16 protein-coding genes and 2 tRNA genes are annotated in these 17,185 nt (G+C 67.4%); 12 read left to right on the top strand and 6 right to left on the bottom strand.

The window, feature by feature from the left end; genetic code table 11:
- Positions 1-21: 21 nt before the first annotated feature.
- Complete coding sequence (rsmD, locus tag KTC28_RS15545) at positions 22-564, bottom strand: 16S rRNA (guanine(966)-N(2))-methyltransferase RsmD (RefSeq protein ID WP_216708034.1); 543 nt, start codon at positions 562-564, stop codon at positions 22-24.
- On the bottom strand, positions 561-1,625 hold the full coding sequence (locus KTC28_RS15540; RefSeq protein ID WP_255602079.1) for a pseudouridine synthase: 1,065 nt from the start codon (positions 1,623-1,625) through the stop codon (positions 561-563). Before KTC28_RS15540 ends, rsmD begins: the two co-directional genes overlap by 4 nt.
- Positions 1,626-1,799: 174 nt before the next feature.
- Between KTC28_RS15540 and KTC28_RS15535 the strand changes: the two genes are divergently transcribed.
- The 4 genes from KTC28_RS15535 (at position 1,800) to KTC28_RS15520 (ending at position 7,214) form a co-directional block, all read left to right on the top strand.
- A tRNA-Leu gene (locus KTC28_RS15535) sits at positions 1,800-1,884 on the top strand.
- A gap of 180 nt (positions 1,885-2,064) precedes the next feature.
- Positions 2,065-3,654 carry a flavin monoamine oxidase family protein gene (locus tag KTC28_RS15530; protein ID WP_304610482.1) on the top strand — a complete coding sequence of 530 codons (1,590 nt, stop codon included), beginning with the start codon at positions 2,065-2,067 and terminating at the stop codon, positions 3,652-3,654.
- Positions 3,655-3,956: 302 nt separating this feature from the next.
- Positions 3,957-6,632: a TonB-dependent receptor plug domain-containing protein gene (locus tag KTC28_RS15525; protein WP_216708033.1), complete on the top strand. Its 2,676-nt coding sequence runs from the start codon at positions 3,957-3,959 to the stop codon at positions 6,630-6,632.
- A gap of 75 nt (positions 6,633-6,707) precedes the next feature.
- Positions 6,708-7,214, top strand: coding sequence for a RidA family protein (locus tag KTC28_RS15520; protein WP_216708032.1), 507 nt, complete (start codon positions 6,708-6,710; stop codon positions 7,212-7,214).
- Positions 7,215-7,218: 4 nt separating this feature from the next.
- On the opposite strand, the gene KTC28_RS15515 is transcribed toward KTC28_RS15520, so the two are convergent.
- On the bottom strand, positions 7,219-7,911 hold the full coding sequence (locus tag KTC28_RS15515) for a uracil-DNA glycosylase (protein ID WP_216708031.1): 693 nt from the start codon (positions 7,909-7,911) through the stop codon (positions 7,219-7,221).
- A gap of 28 nt (positions 7,912-7,939) precedes the next feature.
- Here KTC28_RS15515 and folK point away from each other — a divergent pair, with 28 nt between their 5' ends.
- Positions 7,940-8,455: a 2-amino-4-hydroxy-6-hydroxymethyldihydropteridine diphosphokinase gene (folK, locus tag KTC28_RS15510; protein WP_216708030.1), complete on the top strand. Its 516-nt coding sequence runs from the start codon at positions 7,940-7,942 to the stop codon at positions 8,453-8,455.
- Positions 8,446-8,521, top strand: a tRNA-Lys gene (locus KTC28_RS15505). Before folK ends, KTC28_RS15505 begins: the two co-directional genes overlap by 10 nt.
- 154 nt (positions 8,522-8,675) lie before the next feature.
- Here KTC28_RS15505 and KTC28_RS15500 read toward each other — a convergent pair.
- Positions 8,676-9,266, bottom strand: a complete 591-nt coding sequence (locus tag KTC28_RS15500) for a Dps family protein (protein ID WP_226896023.1) — start codon at positions 9,264-9,266, stop codon at positions 8,676-8,678.
- A gap of 122 nt (positions 9,267-9,388) precedes the next feature.
- Between KTC28_RS15500 and KTC28_RS15495 the strand changes: the two genes are divergently transcribed.
- A complete protein-coding gene (locus KTC28_RS15495; protein ID WP_216708028.1) occupies positions 9,389-9,904 on the top strand; it encodes a 2'-5' RNA ligase family protein in 516 nt (171 codons plus the stop codon).
- Positions 9,905-9,920: 16 nt separating this feature from the next.
- Here KTC28_RS15495 and KTC28_RS15490 read toward each other — a convergent pair whose 3' ends face one another.
- On the bottom strand, positions 9,921-10,100 hold the full coding sequence (locus tag KTC28_RS15490; protein ID WP_216708181.1) for a hypothetical protein: 180 nt from the start codon (positions 10,098-10,100) through the stop codon (positions 9,921-9,923).
- Between the two features lie 70 nt (positions 10,101-10,170).
- Here KTC28_RS15490 and KTC28_RS15485 point away from each other — a divergent pair, with 70 nt between their 5' ends.
- The 4 genes from KTC28_RS15485 to recN all read left to right on the top strand — a co-directional run bounded on the left by KTC28_RS15485 (position 10,171) and on the right by recN (position 14,069).
- A complete protein-coding gene (locus tag KTC28_RS15485) occupies positions 10,171-10,497 on the top strand; it encodes a DUF3297 family protein (RefSeq protein ID WP_369426557.1) in 327 nt (108 codons plus the stop codon).
- A 22-nt stretch (positions 10,498-10,519) separates the two neighbouring features.
- A complete protein-coding gene (locus KTC28_RS15480) occupies positions 10,520-11,476 on the top strand; it encodes an alpha/beta fold hydrolase (RefSeq protein ID WP_216708027.1) in 957 nt (318 codons plus the stop codon).
- 10 nt (positions 11,477-11,486) lie between these two features.
- Positions 11,487-12,263 carry an outer membrane protein assembly factor BamD gene (locus KTC28_RS15475; RefSeq protein ID WP_216708026.1) on the top strand — a complete coding sequence of 259 codons (777 nt, stop codon included), beginning with the start codon at positions 11,487-11,489 and terminating at the stop codon, positions 12,261-12,263.
- A 153-nt stretch (positions 12,264-12,416) separates the two neighbouring features.
- Positions 12,417-14,069, top strand: a complete 1,653-nt coding sequence (gene recN / locus KTC28_RS15470; protein WP_216708025.1) for a DNA repair protein RecN — start codon at positions 12,417-12,419, stop codon at positions 14,067-14,069.
- A gap of 9 nt (positions 14,070-14,078) precedes the next feature.
- Here the strand turns inward: recN and KTC28_RS15465 are convergent, their stop codons facing one another.
- Complete coding sequence (locus KTC28_RS15465; protein WP_216708024.1) at positions 14,079-14,954, bottom strand: AraC family transcriptional regulator; 876 nt, start codon at positions 14,952-14,954, stop codon at positions 14,079-14,081.
- Positions 14,955-15,039: 85 nt separating this feature from the next.
- Here KTC28_RS15465 and ligA point away from each other — a divergent pair, with 85 nt between their 5' ends.
- Positions 15,040-17,154 carry an NAD-dependent DNA ligase LigA gene (gene ligA, locus KTC28_RS15460; RefSeq protein WP_216708023.1) on the top strand — a complete coding sequence of 705 codons (2,115 nt, stop codon included), beginning with the start codon at positions 15,040-15,042 and terminating at the stop codon, positions 17,152-17,154.
- The last annotated feature ends 31 nt before the right edge of the window (positions 17,155-17,185 follow it).

Here is a 17,185-nt window from a genome sequence, read left to right as displayed (position 1 = left end):
CCCCGGCGGCGATCCCCCGAGTCAGTCGGCGCGAAACAGATGGAGCCGCGCCTTGCCGTGCGCGCGGACGGTGTCGAGGGTGAAGCCCGGCGGTTCGAGCGCTTCGCCCTTCGCCGTCTCGACCGACACCCATGCGTGCGGTGCGACCCAGCCATATTCGAGCAGCCGGGCGAGCGCGGGCAAAGCATGGCCTTCGCCGTACGGTGGGTCGAGGAGGATCAGGTCGAACGCGGCAGGGGCACGGCCGATCGCCTGCACAGGCTGTTGCAGCACAGTCGTCGCGGCGTCGGCGCCACATTTCAGGATGTTGGCGCGCAGCGCAGTCACCGCCGCCTTGTCGTTCTCGACGAAGGTCGCGTGCGCCGCGCCGCGCGACAGTGCCTCGAGCCCGAGCGCGCCGGTCCCGGCGTACAGGTCGGCGACGCGCAGCCCGTCGAAGTCGCCGAGGCGGCTGGCGAGCATGGAGAACAGCGCCTCGCGCGCTCGTTCGCTCGTCGGTCGCGTCGCTTCGCCCGGCGGCGCGACCAGCGGCCGCCCGCGATATTGTCCCGCGATGATCCTCATTTGGCCTTCGACACCGATTTGCGCAGCTGGTCGATCGCCTGCGGGTTGACCTCCTCGACCGCGCGCGCGGGCAGGTCGCTCAATTCGAACGGGCCGTACGCGACGCGGATCAGCCGCGAGACCTGGAGGCCGAGGAATTCGAGGACGCGGCGGATCTCGCGATTCTTGCCCTCGGTAAGCGTGATCGACAGCCATAGGTTGCGCCCGGTCCGGCGCTCGATGTCGGCGTTGATCGGGCCGTAACGCATCCCGTCGATCTCGATACCCTCGATCAGCCCTTCGAGGATCGCCTGCGTGACTTCGCCGTAAGCGCGGACGCGGTAGCGGCGCGCGACCGCGTTGACCGGCAGTTCGAGCTGTCGCTTGAGCGCGCCGTCGGTCGTCAGCAGCAGCAGCCCCTCGGTATTCATGTCGAGCCGTCCGACCGGCACGAGCCGCGGCAGTCCGGGGGGCAGCGCGTCGAAGATCGTCGGGCGGCCGCCGGGATCACGGACCGTCGTCAGGAAGCCCGCGGGCTTGTGGAAGCGGAACAGCCGCGTCGCCTCGATCGCCGCAACCGGGCGGCCATCATACGTCACGCCGTCGAGCGACGAGATGATGTGCGCAGGGGTCGTCAGGACGGTGCCGTTGATCGCGACGCGCCCCTCGGCGATGAAGCGCTCGATGTCGCGACGCGATCCGACCCCGGCGCGCGCGAGCAATTTGGCGATCCGCTGCGGCTCGATCTTGCCGGGGGCCGCCGCCGCCGCTTCGGCGCGCGCATTGCCGCGGTCGCGACGCGGGGCGTTGTTGGCGCGCGAAGGCTTGGCCGCTTCGTCGCGGGCGCGGGGCACCTTGACCGGACGCCCGCCGAACGGATTCGACGTGCTCCCCGCCTCGGGGCGCTTGAGCATCGGGCGCTCGGCCTGGTTGGCGCGGCGATTGGCCTCGCGCGGATTGGTCGACAGCGGATCGCCGCCGGCGGGCTCGCGGCGGCGGACGGGAGGCCGGGGACCGGCGGGGGGATCGATGGGCGGACGGCCCGGAGGGCGGCCGCCGGTGCGGCGCGGGGGCTGTGACATGCGGCGTTCGTGGAACGAGAAGCGCGAATTGGCAAGGTGCGCGCGCTATCGCTCGACCAGCCCGCGAAGCGACCCTAGCAAATACAGCGCCTTGTCCCGAACGATTGCTATTCCCCCGACGCCCTTCTTTGCGCTACAAGCCCGTCCGCAGCGCGAGAACGATCGCGCGCCCACGCGGGTGTGGTGAAACTGGTAGACGCGCGGGACTCAAAATCCCGTTCCGCAAGGAGTGCCGGTTCGACCCCGGCCACCCGCACCAACAACATTTATGGGTGTTGCCGAGGCGCAAAAGTCGCGCCATCATGATCGTAACAAATCGCAAAGCGGTTTCGCGGGGAAGAAATGGTGTCGGACCGCAAGGTCCCGCGGGTCGGGCTGACATCGCCATGCCCGAGCGCCATCGGTTCCGGGGGCGGTTGCCCCCAGCGCGGGGGTTTTGATGATTACACGACGCAATCTGCTGACGCGCCTCGGAATGCTGGGCGGGCTCGGCGCAACCTTCGGGGCAATGCAGGCGCTCGGGCTCAACGGCGCGGCGCGCGCGGCGACGATGCCCGCGCTGCCGTCGGTCGCCGGGCGGGGGCTTCACATTGCGGTGCTGGGGGCGGGGATCAGCGGGCTCGTCGCCGCGTACGAGCTCGAACAGGCGGGGTATCTCGTCACCCTGCTTGAGGCCCGCGACCGCGTCGGCGGGCGCGCGTGGACGATCCGCGACCGCGACACGATCGAGATGAACGGCGAGGCGACCCAGACCGCCAAATTCTCGAACGGCATCTACATGAACGCCGGACCGGCGCGCATCCCGAGCTTCCACACCGGGCTGCTCGACTATTGCGACAAGTTCGTCGTCCCGCTCGAGGTCGAGGTCAACTCAAGCCGTTCGGCGTATGTCATGGCCGCCGACGGGACGAAAATTCGCCAGCGCACCGCAGTCAACGACATGCGCGGCCACATCGCCGAGCTGCTCGCCAAGGCGCTCAATCAGGGGTCGCTCGACCAGGCAATCAGCGCCGCCGACAAAGCCAAGTTGCTGCCGTTCCTCAAATTCTATGGTGACCTCGACGACAAGGGCGACTTCACCGGCTCCGCGCGCTCGGGCTTCGCTAAACTGCCTGGGGCAGGGGTGACGCTTGCCAGCCCGGGGACGGCGATGCCGCTCGACCAGTTGCTGGCGAACGAGCAGCTGCCGATGACGCTGTTCGACGACGTCCTGTATATGCAGGCGACGATGGTCGAGCCGATCGGCGGGATGGACCGGATCCACGCCGGCTTCGATCGCAACCTCCGCAACCCCGCAATCCGCGGCGCCGAGGTGACCCGCATCCGCCACACGGCGAAGGGCGTCGACGTCGTCTACCGCGACAAGGCCAGCGGCGCGGTCCAGACCGTCCACGCCGACTATATGGTCTGCACGATCCCGTTCGCGGTGCTGAAGGACATCGACACCGACTTCACCCCTGCAACCAAAACCGCGATCGCCGGCGTGATCTACGACTATTCGAACAAGATCGCATTCGAATCGCCGCGCTTCTGGGAGAAGGAGCAGATCTATGGCGGCATCTCGTTCGTCGGCGGCCCGACCAGCCTCGTCTGGTATCCGTCGGCTGGCCTCCACACGCCGCGCGGGATGCTCCTCGCCTGCTACGGCTCGGGGCCGATGGCGGCGGAGTTCGAGAAGCGGCCGATCGTCGAGCAGATCGAATTCGCCCGCGGCGTCGTCGAGAAGCTTCACCCCGGCCACGGCGGCGACCTCGTCAACGGCATCGCGGTCAACTGGCACAAAATCCCGTACAGTCTCGGCCCGTGGCCCGACTTCAGCGGCGGCAAGGGCGGCGTCGGGCTCGAAGCCGCGATCGACACCCCCGGCTTCCGCCACCTGCTCGAACCCGACGGGCGGGTCTATTTCGCCAGCGCCGCGCTGAGCCAGACACCCGGCTGGCAGGAGGGCGGGATCGCGTCGGCGTGGGCGCAGGTCGCGGCGCTGGCAAAGCGCGTCGCCGCCGACATGCCGGTGCGGAAGGCGGCGTGAGGGCACCCGGCCCGCATGTCGGGATGCTGTGCCCTTGAGCGGGCAGCTGTTGCACTAATGTTACGGTGTCCGGATTTAACTTTGCCGAGGTCGATATCGGTTAATACGGACTTGTTGTCGTCGAGCCAATGCGTCAGCTTGATAACAGTTGCTCGGCACGCACTGGGGTTTGTCGAAACTTATCATTAGGTAGTCGGCTCGGCATTATTTGCTGAGTGCTTGGTTTTGCCCGGCAGTATGCGCGGCGAAGATCGCGCGTTGCTGGACAGGGGAGCCGTGTCTGTAATTCAGGGGGTTCATCGATGCTCAAGACTTCACAATTGTCGCACACCGCACTCGCCGTCGCGATGCTCAGCGCCGTCGCCTTCGTTCCGACCGGTGCCATCGCGCAACAGGTCGCCGCCGCCGATACCGCCGCCGCAACGCCGGCGCAGGCCGACGAGATCATCGTCCTCGGCACCCGCCGCACCGACCGGACCCTGACGACGTCGGCATCGCCAGTCGATGTCATCAGCGCAAGCGAGCTCAAGACGCAGCCCGCAGCGAACATGCTCGAAGTCCTGAAGAACATCGTCCCGTCGTTCTTCGTCGGCCAGAATACGATTTCCGACGCCTCGAGTTTCGTCCGCGCGCCGTCGCTGCGCGGCCTGCCCGCCGACGAAATCCTCGTCATGCTCGACGGCAAGCGGTACAACCGCTCGGCGCTCGTCCAGGTCTATTCGGGCGGCGACACCGGCCTGTCGTACGGCTCGCAGGGGTCCGACCTGTCGGCGATCCCATCGATCGCGATCAAGAGCCTCCAGATCCTCCGCGAAGGCGCGACCGCGCAATACGGGTCGGACGCGATCGCCGGCGTCCTCAACTACGGCCTCCGCGACAACAAGACCGGGTTCGAGGCGATCGCCCGCTACGGCCAATATTACGATCACGGTGACGGCAAATCGAAGCAGATCTCCGCGAACCTCGGCCTGTCGCTCGGCGAGCGCGGCTTCGTCAATCTGAGCGGTGAATATGACGATGACGGCCAGACCAGCCGCGGCGCGACCCGCCCGCTCGCGCTCGTCTTCGCCCAGCAGAATCCCAGCCTCGCATCGCAGCTGCCGAACTATCCGGGACCGGTGCAGATCTGGGGCTCGTCGCCGAGCCACGGCTGGAAGGCGGTGATCAATTCGGGCTATGAGGTCACCGACAACAGCAAGTTGTACTTCTTCGGCAACGCCGCGCGGTCGAAGGCGAACGAGAGCTTCAACTACCGCTCGCCGATCAGCGGCACCGCTGTCGACGTGACCGGCGCGACGCAATCGCTCGGGGCCAATGGCGCACTGTCGCGGGTGTTCTACCTGACGCCGTGCCCGGCCGGGAACGCGACGTGCCCGGCAGGCGGCTTCGTCTCGAACGGCAACACCTTTAGCGTCAAGTCGATCTACCCGGCGGGCTTCACCCCGCGCTTCGTCGGCACGACCGAAGAATTGATCGGCACCGTCGGCTACAAGGGCAAGACGCCGGGCGGTTTCACCTACGACTTCTCGGCGACGACGAGCCGCAACTCGCTCGACCTGTCGATGTATAATTCGATCAGCCCGACCTACGGCCCGGCATCGCAGACCGCGTTCAAGTTCGGCGACCTGATCCAGAAGGAAACCGACGCCAACATCGACCTCAGCCAGCCGGTCAACATCGGCCTGTACAGCCCGCTGACGATCTCGGCCGGTGCCGAATACCGCCGCGAGAGCTACACCGCGACCCCCGGCGACCCGCAGTCGTACGGCGCGGGCCCCTACACGGCGTCGCAGAACCTGTATCTCAACAACGGTGGCGGCATCTATACGCCGAACGGTACCAGCGGCGGGTCGTCGCCGGGCGCGAGCGGCTACGGCGGCACCGATCCCGCCGCCGCCGGCTCGCACTCGCAGTCGAGCTACGGCATCTACGGCGACCTCGAAACCGACATCGTCAAGGCGCTCAGCGTCGGCATCGCCGGCCGGTACGAGCATTACAACACCTTCGGCGGCGCGTTCGTCTACAAGGCGAATGCGATCTACAAATTCTCCGACGCCTTCTCGCTTCGCGGAACCGTCGGCTCGGGCTTCCACGCCCCGTCGCCCGGCCAGTCGAACACCCAAATCCTGACGACCAACTTCATCGGCGGCAACCAGGTCCAGACCGGCACCTACCCGACGACGAGCCCGATTGCGCAATATTACGGGGCGAAGCAGCTGACGCCTGAAAAGTCGTATAACTACGGCGTCGGCTTCATCGCCACCCCGGTTCACAACCTGACGCTGACGGTCGATGCGTATAGCATCAAGGTCAAGAACCGCATCTTCATCACGCAGAACTTCACCGTGACACCTGCCGATATCATCGCCCAGCCGGCGTTGTTGTCGGTTGGAGCCGGCGGCGCGATCACCTACTTCACCAACGGCCTCGACACCGTCACCAAGGGCATCGATTTCGTCGCAACGTACCGCGCGGCGCTCATCGAGCCGGGCGACCTCAACCTCACACTGGCGTACAACTACAACACCAGCCGGGTATCGCGCGCCGACGCGAACGTGCTCAGTGCGAACCAGATCCTCGATATCTCGCACCTTGCGCCGAACCACCGCGCGACGCTGTCGGCGGCGTGGAGCCACGACAAGTTCTCGGTCAACGCCCGCGAGAACTTCTACGGCGACTGGATCGATTCGAACGACTATCCGGTCTTCAACTCCGCCGGGAAGCTGGTCGGCCAGAAGTTCGGGTCGAAGTTCACCACCGACCTCGACGTCGGCTACGACCTGACCAAGTATCTGACCCTGTCGGTCGGCGGCTCGAACATCTTCAATATCAAGCCCGACCGCATCGCCAACAGCCCCGCCAACACCGTCTACGCCGCGACCGGCTCGACCGCCGACGGACAGATCTATCCGCGGAGCGGCGGTCCGTTCGGGATCAACGGCGGCCTCTGGTACGTCCGCGCCCGGGTTGCCTTCTAGGCCCGAAGCGCACAGCATCGAGCATGACGGGTGCGGGCCGGCGGCTCGCACCCGTTGCAACATGGGGAGCCTGACATGATCCGGACGATGACAGCACTGCTGGGTGCCAGCCTGCTCGCGACGGCCGCGAACGCCGAGGCGATCAAGCACGCCAACACCCCTCCGGGATTGATCCTCGAGAGCGTGACGGTGACCCCGGGGACCGAGATGCTCTACCTTAGCGGGCAGGTCGCCTCGCCGGTCGACATGTCGAAGCCGATGTCGGCGATGGCGTCGATGAGCATGGCCGATTTCGGCGATACGAAGACCCAGACGATCAGCGTGCTGGGCAAGATCAAGAAGATCCTCGCGAGCCACGGCTACACGATGGCCGATATCATCAAGCTGACCGTGTTCGTCGCCGCCGCACCCGACATGGGCGGCAAGATGGACTTCGCGGGGATGAACGACGGGTTCAAGACATTCTTCGGCACGTCCGAGAACCCCGGCACCGTCGCCCGCTCAACGGTCCAGGTCGCCGCGCTCGCAGGGCCAGCGTTTCTCGTCGAGATCGAGGCAACTGCGGCGAAGCCTGCGAAGTAGGCGCTTACCGCGCCGCGATCGCCGCCGCGAAGGCGTCCTCGAACATCGGCGCCGTCAGCCGCCCGGTGTTCGTGTTGTAGCGCGAGCAGTGATAGCTATCGACGAGCGTGAACCCGGTGTGGAGCCGGTGAACCGCGGCGTGGGCGAACGGCACCTTGGGCAGCTTGCCGCCGAGCGCCTTGACCGCCGACTGGTGCGCGATCGTCCCCAGCGCCAGCACGACCTTCAGGTTCGGCAGCGCCGCGAGCTGGGCGCTCAGGAACTGGCGACAGGTGTGAATCTCTGCCGGAACCGGCTTGTTCTCGGGGGGCACGCAGCGGACCGCATTGCTGATGAACACGCCGTCGAGCCGCAGCCCGTCGTCGGCGCGCGCGTCGAACGTCCCCTGCGACAGGCCGAACTTTGCGAGCGTGGCATAGAGCAACAGTCCGGCATGGTCGCCGGTGAACGGACGCCCGGTCCGGTTCGCCCCGGTCACACCCGGAGCCAGCCCGACGACGCACAGCCACGCCGCCGGGTCGCCCCAGCCCGGGACCGGGGCGTTGAACCAGTCGGGATGCGCGACGCGGTTGGCGGCGCGGTAATCGGCAAGGCGCGGGCACAGCTGGCAATCACGCGGCGGCTCGGCTTGAGCCGCAACATGTGACGGCTCGGCTAGCGGCGACGCGGTGTGAAGGTCGGCGGGGTTGGGTTCCATGGCGGCGACCTGTAAAGCGCGAGCGGCCATGCCCGCAATCATCCACATCGCCCTCGGCAGCAATCGGCGGCACGGCCGTCACGGATCGCCGCAGGGCGTCGTCGCTGCCGCCATCGTTGCGCTGGCCGATGCAGGCCTCACCGTCGTCGCGCGGTCGGCGATCCGCACCACCAAGCCGATCGGCCCGAGCAAGCGCGCCTTCGCAAACACCGCGATCGCCGTCGAGACCGACGTTCCGGTCGACGACCTGCTAATCGTGCTCAAGCAAATCGAGCGCGACTTCGGCCGCCGCCGAGGCCGCCGCTGGGCCGAACGCGTCCTCGACCTTGATATCGTCACCGCCGGCGGCGCGGTCACACACGACTGGCGGCGAGCACGGCAGGGACTCATCGTCCCCCACCGCAGCCTTGCCACCCGCGCCTTCGTCCTCGACCCGCTGGTCGATATCGCCCCTTTGTGGCGGCATCCGGTGCTGCACTTGACCGCACGCCAGTTGCGCGCGCGGCAACGTCGCCCTAAACCGCAATCCGCTGGGAGCCCTTAGCTCAATCGGTAGAGCAATTGACTTTTAATCAATAGGTCGCGGGTTCGAATCCCGCAGGGCTCACCAGCTTCATTTTTGCCGATTTCGGCCACGATTTTGGTTCTCACGACACCGTGCGTGGCCAGAACAGTGAGCGCCATCGGCCAGCGCATTTGCTCATCAATGAGCTAAGATCAAATGCTGAACTGGCGAGCCCCCGTGGGCTCGCCAGCAGATTCAGTTAGCGGTCCGAACGGACCAGCGTGGTCTCAGCCAGGTGCTCGGCGATGAACCAGACCTGGGGTTCGCCGGTGCGGATGATGTTCGACACCAGCAGGTCATTCGTGCCGTCGTCGCCCGACTCGTCGGCGGCATCGGCACCCTCGTGCGCCTGGCGCAGGATGATCTCGTGCGCCTCGAGCAGCCGCGACAGCTGGGTCGGAACGTCCTCGCGGCCCTTCGGGGGGCGGGGAATCTTGGTCATCTCAGCGACGTCGGCGGCCATCGCGATGCTGATCCCGCCCAGCGCCATGATCCGCTCAGCGATCATGTCGACGAGTTCGGCCTGCGCTTCATAGTGCGTGTCGAGCAGGAGGTGGAGCTGGTAGAACGTCGCCCCCGACATCTGCCAGTGGTGCTTCTTATACATGTCGCGGAGCGTCATCGTGTCGGCGAGCATCTGGTTGAGCGTCTCGACCGACTGAGCGCGGGCATTGCCCTCGAGCGCGATCGGCAGGTCCTTGAGCGTCCCGTACGGCTGGATCTCGCGGTACTCGACCTTGTACTGCGGCTGGGCTTCGCTGCTGGGGGCGGGGCTGGGCTTCTTGGCCATGATGGACATCCTTTGTTTGGGGGAGTGGCTGGCGATTAGCGACTTGAGTAGGAGGTAATCGTGACGAGCGAACGTTACGCCTTCCGCTGGGTTCCACTTGGTACAGACATTGCGGAGCTGCAATGACCGATTTCCGACCGTTGGTGATCACTGCGCGACCCGATGACGCGATGCTCGCGCGTTTCGAGGCGCTGCGCCGCGCGCATTTCCCGCCCGCACTCAATCGGGTGCCGGCGCATATCTCGTTGTTCCACCAGATTCCCGGGAGCGAATTCGACGCCGTCGTCGAGCGGCTTAAGGCCATGGCGCGCGAGCATCCGGCACCGCAGGTGGAGGTCGCTGGCTTGCGCTCGCTCGGCCGCGGGGTCGCTTATGTTCTGCGGTCGGCGGGGCTGTCGGCGTTCCACGACGACCTATCCGAGGCGTGGGAGCCGCTGTTGATCCCGCAGGACCGCCACCGCCTCGCCGCGCACGTCACGATCCAGAACAAGGTGACGCCCGAGGTGGCGCGGGCGACGCTGGCGGCGTTGTCCGAGGGGTTCGAGCCGTGGCGCTTCGATGTCGTTGGGATCGACGTGTGGCGGTATCTCGACGGGCCGTGGGAGCATCTGAAGACAGTCGGGCTGCGCCCGGCCTGAGCGGAGCGCAGCAGGGCTAACGCAGCTTCGCCAGCTTGAGCGAATCTTCCTTCGCCCGCGCCTTGACCGACTCCTCGCTCCGGGTCAGCGCCTTGGCGATCGCGCGGACCGACATCCCCTTCTCGGAAAAGCGATGGAGCTTGGCGACCTCTTCCGAAGTCCATGCCTGCTTGTGACGAACGAAATCCTCGGCCATGCGGCGATAGTAGCGCAGGCCGGTCCAACTGGCTATCACGCGCAATCATTCGATCCGAAGGCCCGCCACCATGACCGACGAAACCATCGAGACCACGACCGGCACCGAAACGCCGAACGCCGCTTCGGCGAATCCGGACGCTGCGACCCCCGAAGCCGCGATCGTCGACACCCCGCCCGACCGCCTGTCGAACAACCCGAACAGTCCGCATTACGAGCCGGCGATGCTCGAGCGCGGCATCGGCATCCGCTTCAAGGGCGTCGAGCGGACCAATGTCGACGAGTATTGCGTTTCCGAAGGCTGGGTCCGGCTGACCGTCGCGGGCTCGAAGGACCGCTATGGCAATCCGATCACGATCAAGCAGCAGGGCGAGGTCGTCCCGTATTTCCGCTCCTAGGCCTGGGCGCCCGATCGCGCGGATGACGGCGCTGGGTTGCGCGGCGGCGCTCGCCGTTGTCCTGACCGTCACCGTCACCGCCGCCGCACCCCTCGCCGACCCCGGGGTGCAACTCGCCCGCTTGCCTGACGGGCGACACCTCGCCTTCCGCTGCACAGGGAGCGGCACTCCGACTGTCCTCCTCGAAGGCGGCTGGGCAGCGTCGTCGCTCGCTTGGAGCAAGGTCGAGCGGCTCGTCGCACTGGTCACCCGCGTCTGCAGCTACGATCGCGCCGGCCTTGGGCTCAGCGATGGCGGCCCGGCGCCGCGCGACGGCGCCGCGATCGCCCGCGATCTCGACGAGGGGCTCCGCGCGCTCAAGATCGCCGGGCCGTTCGTCGTCGCCGGACACTCGGCGGGCGGGTTATACGTCCGCGTCTTCGCCGATCGCCGTCCGGGCGACGTCGTCGGCATGGTCCTCGTCGACCCGAGTGTCGAATACCAGGACAAGCGCCTCAGCGCGGTGTTCGGTCCGGGCGCGGGCAGCACCGCCGGGATTCGCAACCGCGCCGCAGCGTGCCTCGCCGCCGCCAAGGCGCATGCGCTGCCGTCGCCCGATCCCAAGCTCGTTAGATGCGCCGCCGCGACCCCGATCGCGACGTGGGAGACGCAGGTCGCTGAACTCGACAGCCTGTGGGGTGCAACGTCGGACGAGGTCGCAGGCGGCCGGTCGAGCTATGGCGCGCTGCCGTTGATCGTCCTCACCGCGGGCGACACCAACGCCGCGCTGCCCGATCCCTCGCGCCGCGTCGCCGATCGCGTCTGGGCCGGACTGCACCAGGAACTTGCCGAACACTCGACGATCGGCGTGCGGCGGACGGTCGAGCGGACCGGCCATCTGATCCCCAGGGACCGCCCCGATGCCGTCGCCGACGCGATTATCGAGGTCGTCAAAGCGGCGCGGGGAGAGCCGCTTGGCACCCCCCGGCCCATCGGCTAAGGACACGAACATGATCCAGTCCCGCGTGCTTCGTCTCGTCCTGCTGCCGTCGTTCGCCGTCGGGCTCGCGCTCAGCGGCTGTGCCTCGACCAAGGCGAAGAAAGACCGTCCGTACGTCGCGCGCGACGTCGACACGCTTTACACCGCGGCGCAGGAGACGCTCGCCCGTCGCCAGTATAAGCTCGCCGCCGCGCAGTTCGACGAGGTCGAGCGCCAGCATCCATACTCGGTCTGGGCGCGACGGGCGCAGTTGATGTCGGCGTATAGCTATTACGTCAGCCAGGATTACAACGAGGCGATCCTGTCGGCGCAGCGCTTTATCTCGCTCCATCCCGGCAGCCGCGAGGCACCATATGCCTATTACGTCGTCGCGGTCAGCTATTACGAGCAGATCACGTCGGTCGACCGCGACCAGAAGATCACCCTGAAGGCGCTCGATGCACTGCAGGAACTGATCCGCCGCTACCCCAATTCGGAATACGCCGCCGATGCCCGGCTCAAGGTCGACCTGACGCGCGACCATCTCGCGGGCAAGGAGATGGAAGTCGGGCGTTATTATCAGGCGAACAAGCAGTTCATCGGCGCGGTCGACCGCTTCCGCACCGTCATCGACACCTACAACACGACGAGCCACACCCCCGAGGCGCTCGAGCGGCTCGTCGAATGCTACCTCGCGCTCGGCCTGCCCGAGGAAGCGAAAAAGGCCGCAGCAGTTCTCGGCTACAACTATCCCGGGACCAAGTGGTACAAGCACAGCTATACGCTGATGACCAAGAAGGTCGCCTGAGCTCCTATGGCGCGCTTCGGTGCCTGAGCGCCCGTGGCGCGCTTCGGTGCCTGAGCGTCTGTGGCGCGCTTCGGTGCCTGAGCGCCCGTGGCGCGCTTCGGTGACTGATGTGCGCTTGCGGCTCGGTGCCGACAGCGTTGGGATTTCGCGGCCATGTTAACCGCCATCGATATTCGCGACGTCGTCCTGATCGAAGCCTTGCGCCTCGACTTTGCCGCAGGACTGAGCGTCCTCACTGGTGAAACCGGGGCGGGCAAGTCGATCCTGCTCGACAGCCTCGGTCTCGCGCTCGGCGCGCGCGGTGATGCCGGCCTCGTTCGTTCGGGCGCCGCCTTCGCCAGCGTCACCGCGAGCTTCAGTGTCGGCGCGTCGCACCCCGCGCGCGCGCTACTCGACGACAACGATCTCGATCATGAAGGCGACATCATCCTCCGGCGGCGGATCGCAGCCGACGGCGGCGGGCGCGCGTTCATCAACGATCAGCCGGTGTCGGTCGCGTTGCTCCGCGAACTCGGCACGCGATTGGTCGAGATTCACGGCCAGCACGATGATCGCGGCCTGCTCAATCCGCGTGGCCACCGTGACCTGCTCGATGCATTTGGCGGATTGACCGTCGAGGTTAAATCCGTCGCCACCGACTATGCCGCGTGGCGTGCTGCCGAAGCCGCGCTCGAGGCGGCGAAGGTCGCGCTCGAGGCGGGGCAGCGTGACCGCGAGTGGCTCGACCATGCGGTGGCCGAATTGACCGCGCTGGCACCTCAGCCGGGGGAGGAGGCCGAACTCGCCGAGGCGCGATCGTCGATGCAGAAGGGTGCGCGGCTCGCGGGTGATCTCGACGCTGTGACAACGCATCTTCTTGGGTCGGACGGTGGTCTCGCGAGCCTGCGGCAGGCGGCGCGGCGGCTCGACCGGCTCGCTCCCGAGCACCCGTTGCTCGCTAGTGCGCTGGAGAGCCTCGATCGCGCGGTGATCGAGGCGAGCGAGGCCGAGGACGCGCTCGCCGCCGCCGGTCTCGCGCTCAGTTTCGCTCCCGAGCAGCTCGACGCGACCGAGGCGCGGCTGTTCGAACTGCGCGCGCAGGCGCGCAAGCACCGCGTCGACCCCGACGCACTCCCCGCGCTCGCCGCAGACCTCGCCGCGCGCGCAGCGGCGATCGACGCCGGGGAGTTGGGTTTAACCGCGCTGACGAAGACGATGGCTGCGGCAAAGGCGGCATTCGTCAAGTCGGCGGCGGCCCTGACCACCGCGCGGATCGCCACCGCCGCCCGGCTCGACGCCGCGGTGACCGGCGAACTTGGCCCGCTCAAGCTCGACGCCGCGCGCTTTCGCACCGCGATCGCGGCGGCTTCCGAGGGGGCCGGCGGAGCCGATGCGGTTCAGTTCGAAATCTCGACCAACCCCGGCGCGCCGTTCGGCCCGCTCGTGAAGATCGCCTCGGGGGGCGAGCTGTCGCGCTTCATTCTCGCACTGAAGGTCGCGCTCGCCGAAACCGGAACGGCGGGGACGATGATCTTCGATGAAATCGATCGCGGGGTCGGCGGGGCTGTGGCGAGCGCGATCGGTGACCGGCTCGCCCGGCTGTCGGGAACCACGCAGGTTCTCGTCGTCACCCACTCGCCGCAGGTCGCGGCGCGCGGCGCGAACCAATGGCGCATCGCCAAGTCGGTCGACGGCACCGTCACCCGCACCGGCGTCACCCCGCTCGACGCGGACGAACGCCGCGAGGAAATCGCCCGGATGCTGTCGGGGGCGGAGGTCACCGACGAAGCGCGGGCGCAGGCGGCGCGGCTGCTCGCGCTCGCCTGATCCCGGCGGTCACACCGCTACGGGAACATGAAAGTCGATCGTCGCCCCAGGCTTAATCGGGGCGAATTTGCCGTCGTAACGCTCGAAGTCGGGGCTGTCGGCGACCGTCAGCCCCGATGCCGGGATCAACTCGCCCCACACCGCCGCCATCGCCGCCTTGACCTGCGGGTGGACCGGGCCGCCGTTGAGGACGATGCGAAACACCGCGTAAGTCGCTGAAGGGATTGGCATGACGGCGAAGCCCTCGGGCACGGCCGCGTCGGCGACGATCTCGACGCCCGCCATATAATCGAAGCTGCTTTCGCTGCGGTCGGCTTCGGAGACGACGCCGAATGTCGCCCAGCTATCGATCTGGCCAGCAAACGGCAGCGCCCCGATCAGCCGCGACCAGAGGTGCGGAATCGCGGCCTTGGTCGACGCATCGAAGCGGCTCGACGGCCCTGCGACGACGAAGGCGGGGATTGCAACGAGATCCGGCAGGAGGGTGACAGCGGCGGCGACGTGGTGGGTGTCGGGCATCGTCATCGGATATTGTCCTTCGATCGGAGTGAGGGCGAAACCCTGGCGAAAGCGTCCGGGAGCGACCCCGAAGACGCGGCGAAAAGCGCGGGTGAACGCCTCCTGCGATTCGAATCCGCAGTCGAAGGCGAGGTCGATCAGCCGGGCATCGGGGTCGTTGACGAGGCGCTGGCCGGCCCTGATCAGCCGCCGCCCGCGGACATGCGTCATCACGCTGCGGCCCATCCGCGCGGTGAACAGCCGCGAGAAGTGATACGGCGACCGCCCCGAATGATCGGCGATCGCGTCGAGCGTCAGCGGCTCGTCGAGATGCGCCTCGATCCAGTCGACGACTGCGATCAGGCTGGGGTGCGGCGGCGTGTCCATGCCGGCTCTATGGCGGATCGCGCGCGGGTCTGTCCTGACCGGTCTTGCTCTCCCGCACGGGGAAATACGCTGCTAAAGCCGGTTCATGGCCGAAGATACCGCTCAACCTGCCGAACCCGCCGCCGAACTCGCGCGTCTCGCGGCGGAAATAGCCGAGCACGCCGCGCGTTATCACCGCGACGACGCGCCGACGATCAGCGATGCCGACTACGATGCAATGGTCCGGCGCAACGCCGAGCTAGAGGCGGCGTATCCAGACCTGAAGCGCGCCGATTCGCCGTCCGAAACCGTCGGGGCTGTGGCTGCGGCGGGGTTTGGCAAGGTCGTCCACTCCCGCCCGATGTTGAGTCTCGACAATGCATTCGCCGATGACGAGGTGGTCGAGTTCATCGCACGGGTCCGACGGTTTCTCCGGCTTGGTGATGACGAAGCCGTCGCCATAACCGCCGAGCCGAAGATCGACGGGTTGTCGGTGTCGCTCGTCTATCGCGACGGCGTACTGGTCAGCGGGGCGACGCGCGGCGACGGGGCGGTGGGCGAGGACGTTACCGCCAACCTCGCGACGGTCAGCGACGTTCCGCAGCGGCTGCCCGATGGGGCGCCGGCGATCGTCGAGGTGCGTGGTGAAATCTATATGTCGAAGGCCGACTTCCTCGCCTTGAACGCGGCGCAGGCGAGCGCGGGGCAGCGGCTGTTCGCCAATCCGCGCAACGCGGCGGCGGGGTCGCTGCGCCAGCTCGACGTCGCGGTGACGCGCGCGCGGCCTCTGCGCTTGTTCGCACATGGCTGGGGCGAGATGAGCACCGTCCCCGGCGACACCCAGGCGGGGGTGATGGCGGCGATCTCCGGCTGGGGCTTTCCGGTAAGCGATCGCCTTAAGGTCTGCGATACCGTCGACGACGCGCTAAGTGTCTATCGCAGCATCGAAATCGACCGTGCCGAGCTGCCGTACGACATCGACGGGGTGGTCTATAAGGTCGATCGACTCGACTGGCAGGCGCGGCTTGGGCAGGTCGCGCGGTCGCCGCGCTGGGCGCTCGCGCATAAATTCCCCGCCGAGCGCGCGACGACGACGCTGCTCGCGATCGACATCCAGGTCGGGCGGACGGGGCAGTTGACCCCGGTCGCGCGGCTCGAACCTGTCGGCGTCGGCGGGGTGATCGTGACCAACGCGACGCTCCACAACGAGGATGAGATCGCGCGCAAGGACGTCCGCGTCGGCGACATCGTCGAACTCCAGCGCGCCGGCGATGTCATCCCGCAGATCCTCGGCCCGGTGCCGAGCGACGCCCCGCGCGGCGAAGCCTTTGTTTTCCCAGGCGTCTGCCCGGCGTGCGGCAGCCTTGCGGTGCGCGAGGCGGGGGAGGTCGCGCGGCGCTGCACCGGCGGGCTGATCTGCCCGGCGCAGCGGATCGAGCGGCTGCGGCACTTCGTGTCGCGGCGCGCGCTCGACATCGAGGGACTCGGGTCGGAGCGGATCGAGCTGTTCGTCGGCGAGGGGCTGATCACGACTCCGGCCGATATCTTCCGTCTCAGGGATCACCGCGATGCGCTCGTCGCGCGCAAGGGGTTCGAGGCGAAGTCGGTCGACAACCTGCTCGCGGGGATCGAGGCGCGGCGCGACGTGCCACTCGACCGCCTCCTGTTCGGGCTCGGCATCCGCCACGTCGGCGAGGTCACCGCACGCGATCTGGCGCGGGCGTTCGTGACATATCAAGGCTTTGCCGAGCGGGTCGCGGCGGCGCTCGAGCATCTGCAGGCGGCGGTGCCGGTGATCGGCGAGACCGACGACAAGTTCCGCAAGCGGCGCGCCGGAGAGCTGGCGGCGCTGTTCGCGGTCGGCGGGGTCGGCCCCGAGATTGCCGAGGCGATCACCGACTTCTTCGCCGAGGCGCATAACCGCGATCTCGTCGCCGACCTGCTCGCGGCGATCACGGTCGCCGATCTTGTCCATGCGACCGAGGCGTCGCAGGTGTCGGGCAAGATTGTCGTGTTCACCGGCACGCTCGAAACGATGAGCCGCGACGAGGCGCGGGCGCAGGCCGAGCGGCTGGGGGCGCGGGTCGCGGCATCGGTGTCGGCGAAGACCGATCTGGTTATTGCTGGTCCCGGTGCGGGGTCTAAAGCAGCGAAAGCGGCGGCGCTCGGGATCACGGTGATCGACGAAGCGGCATGGCAGGAAATCGCCGGAGCGGTTTGAATCGGCGCAGCTTTGTCGCGCGCACATAGGC

Source organism: Polymorphobacter megasporae (assembly GCF_018982885.2).
GTDB lineage: Bacteria > Pseudomonadota > Alphaproteobacteria > Sphingomonadales > Sphingomonadaceae > Polymorphobacter_B > Polymorphobacter_B megasporae.
This window is presented reverse-complemented; position numbering and strand designations above follow the sequence as displayed.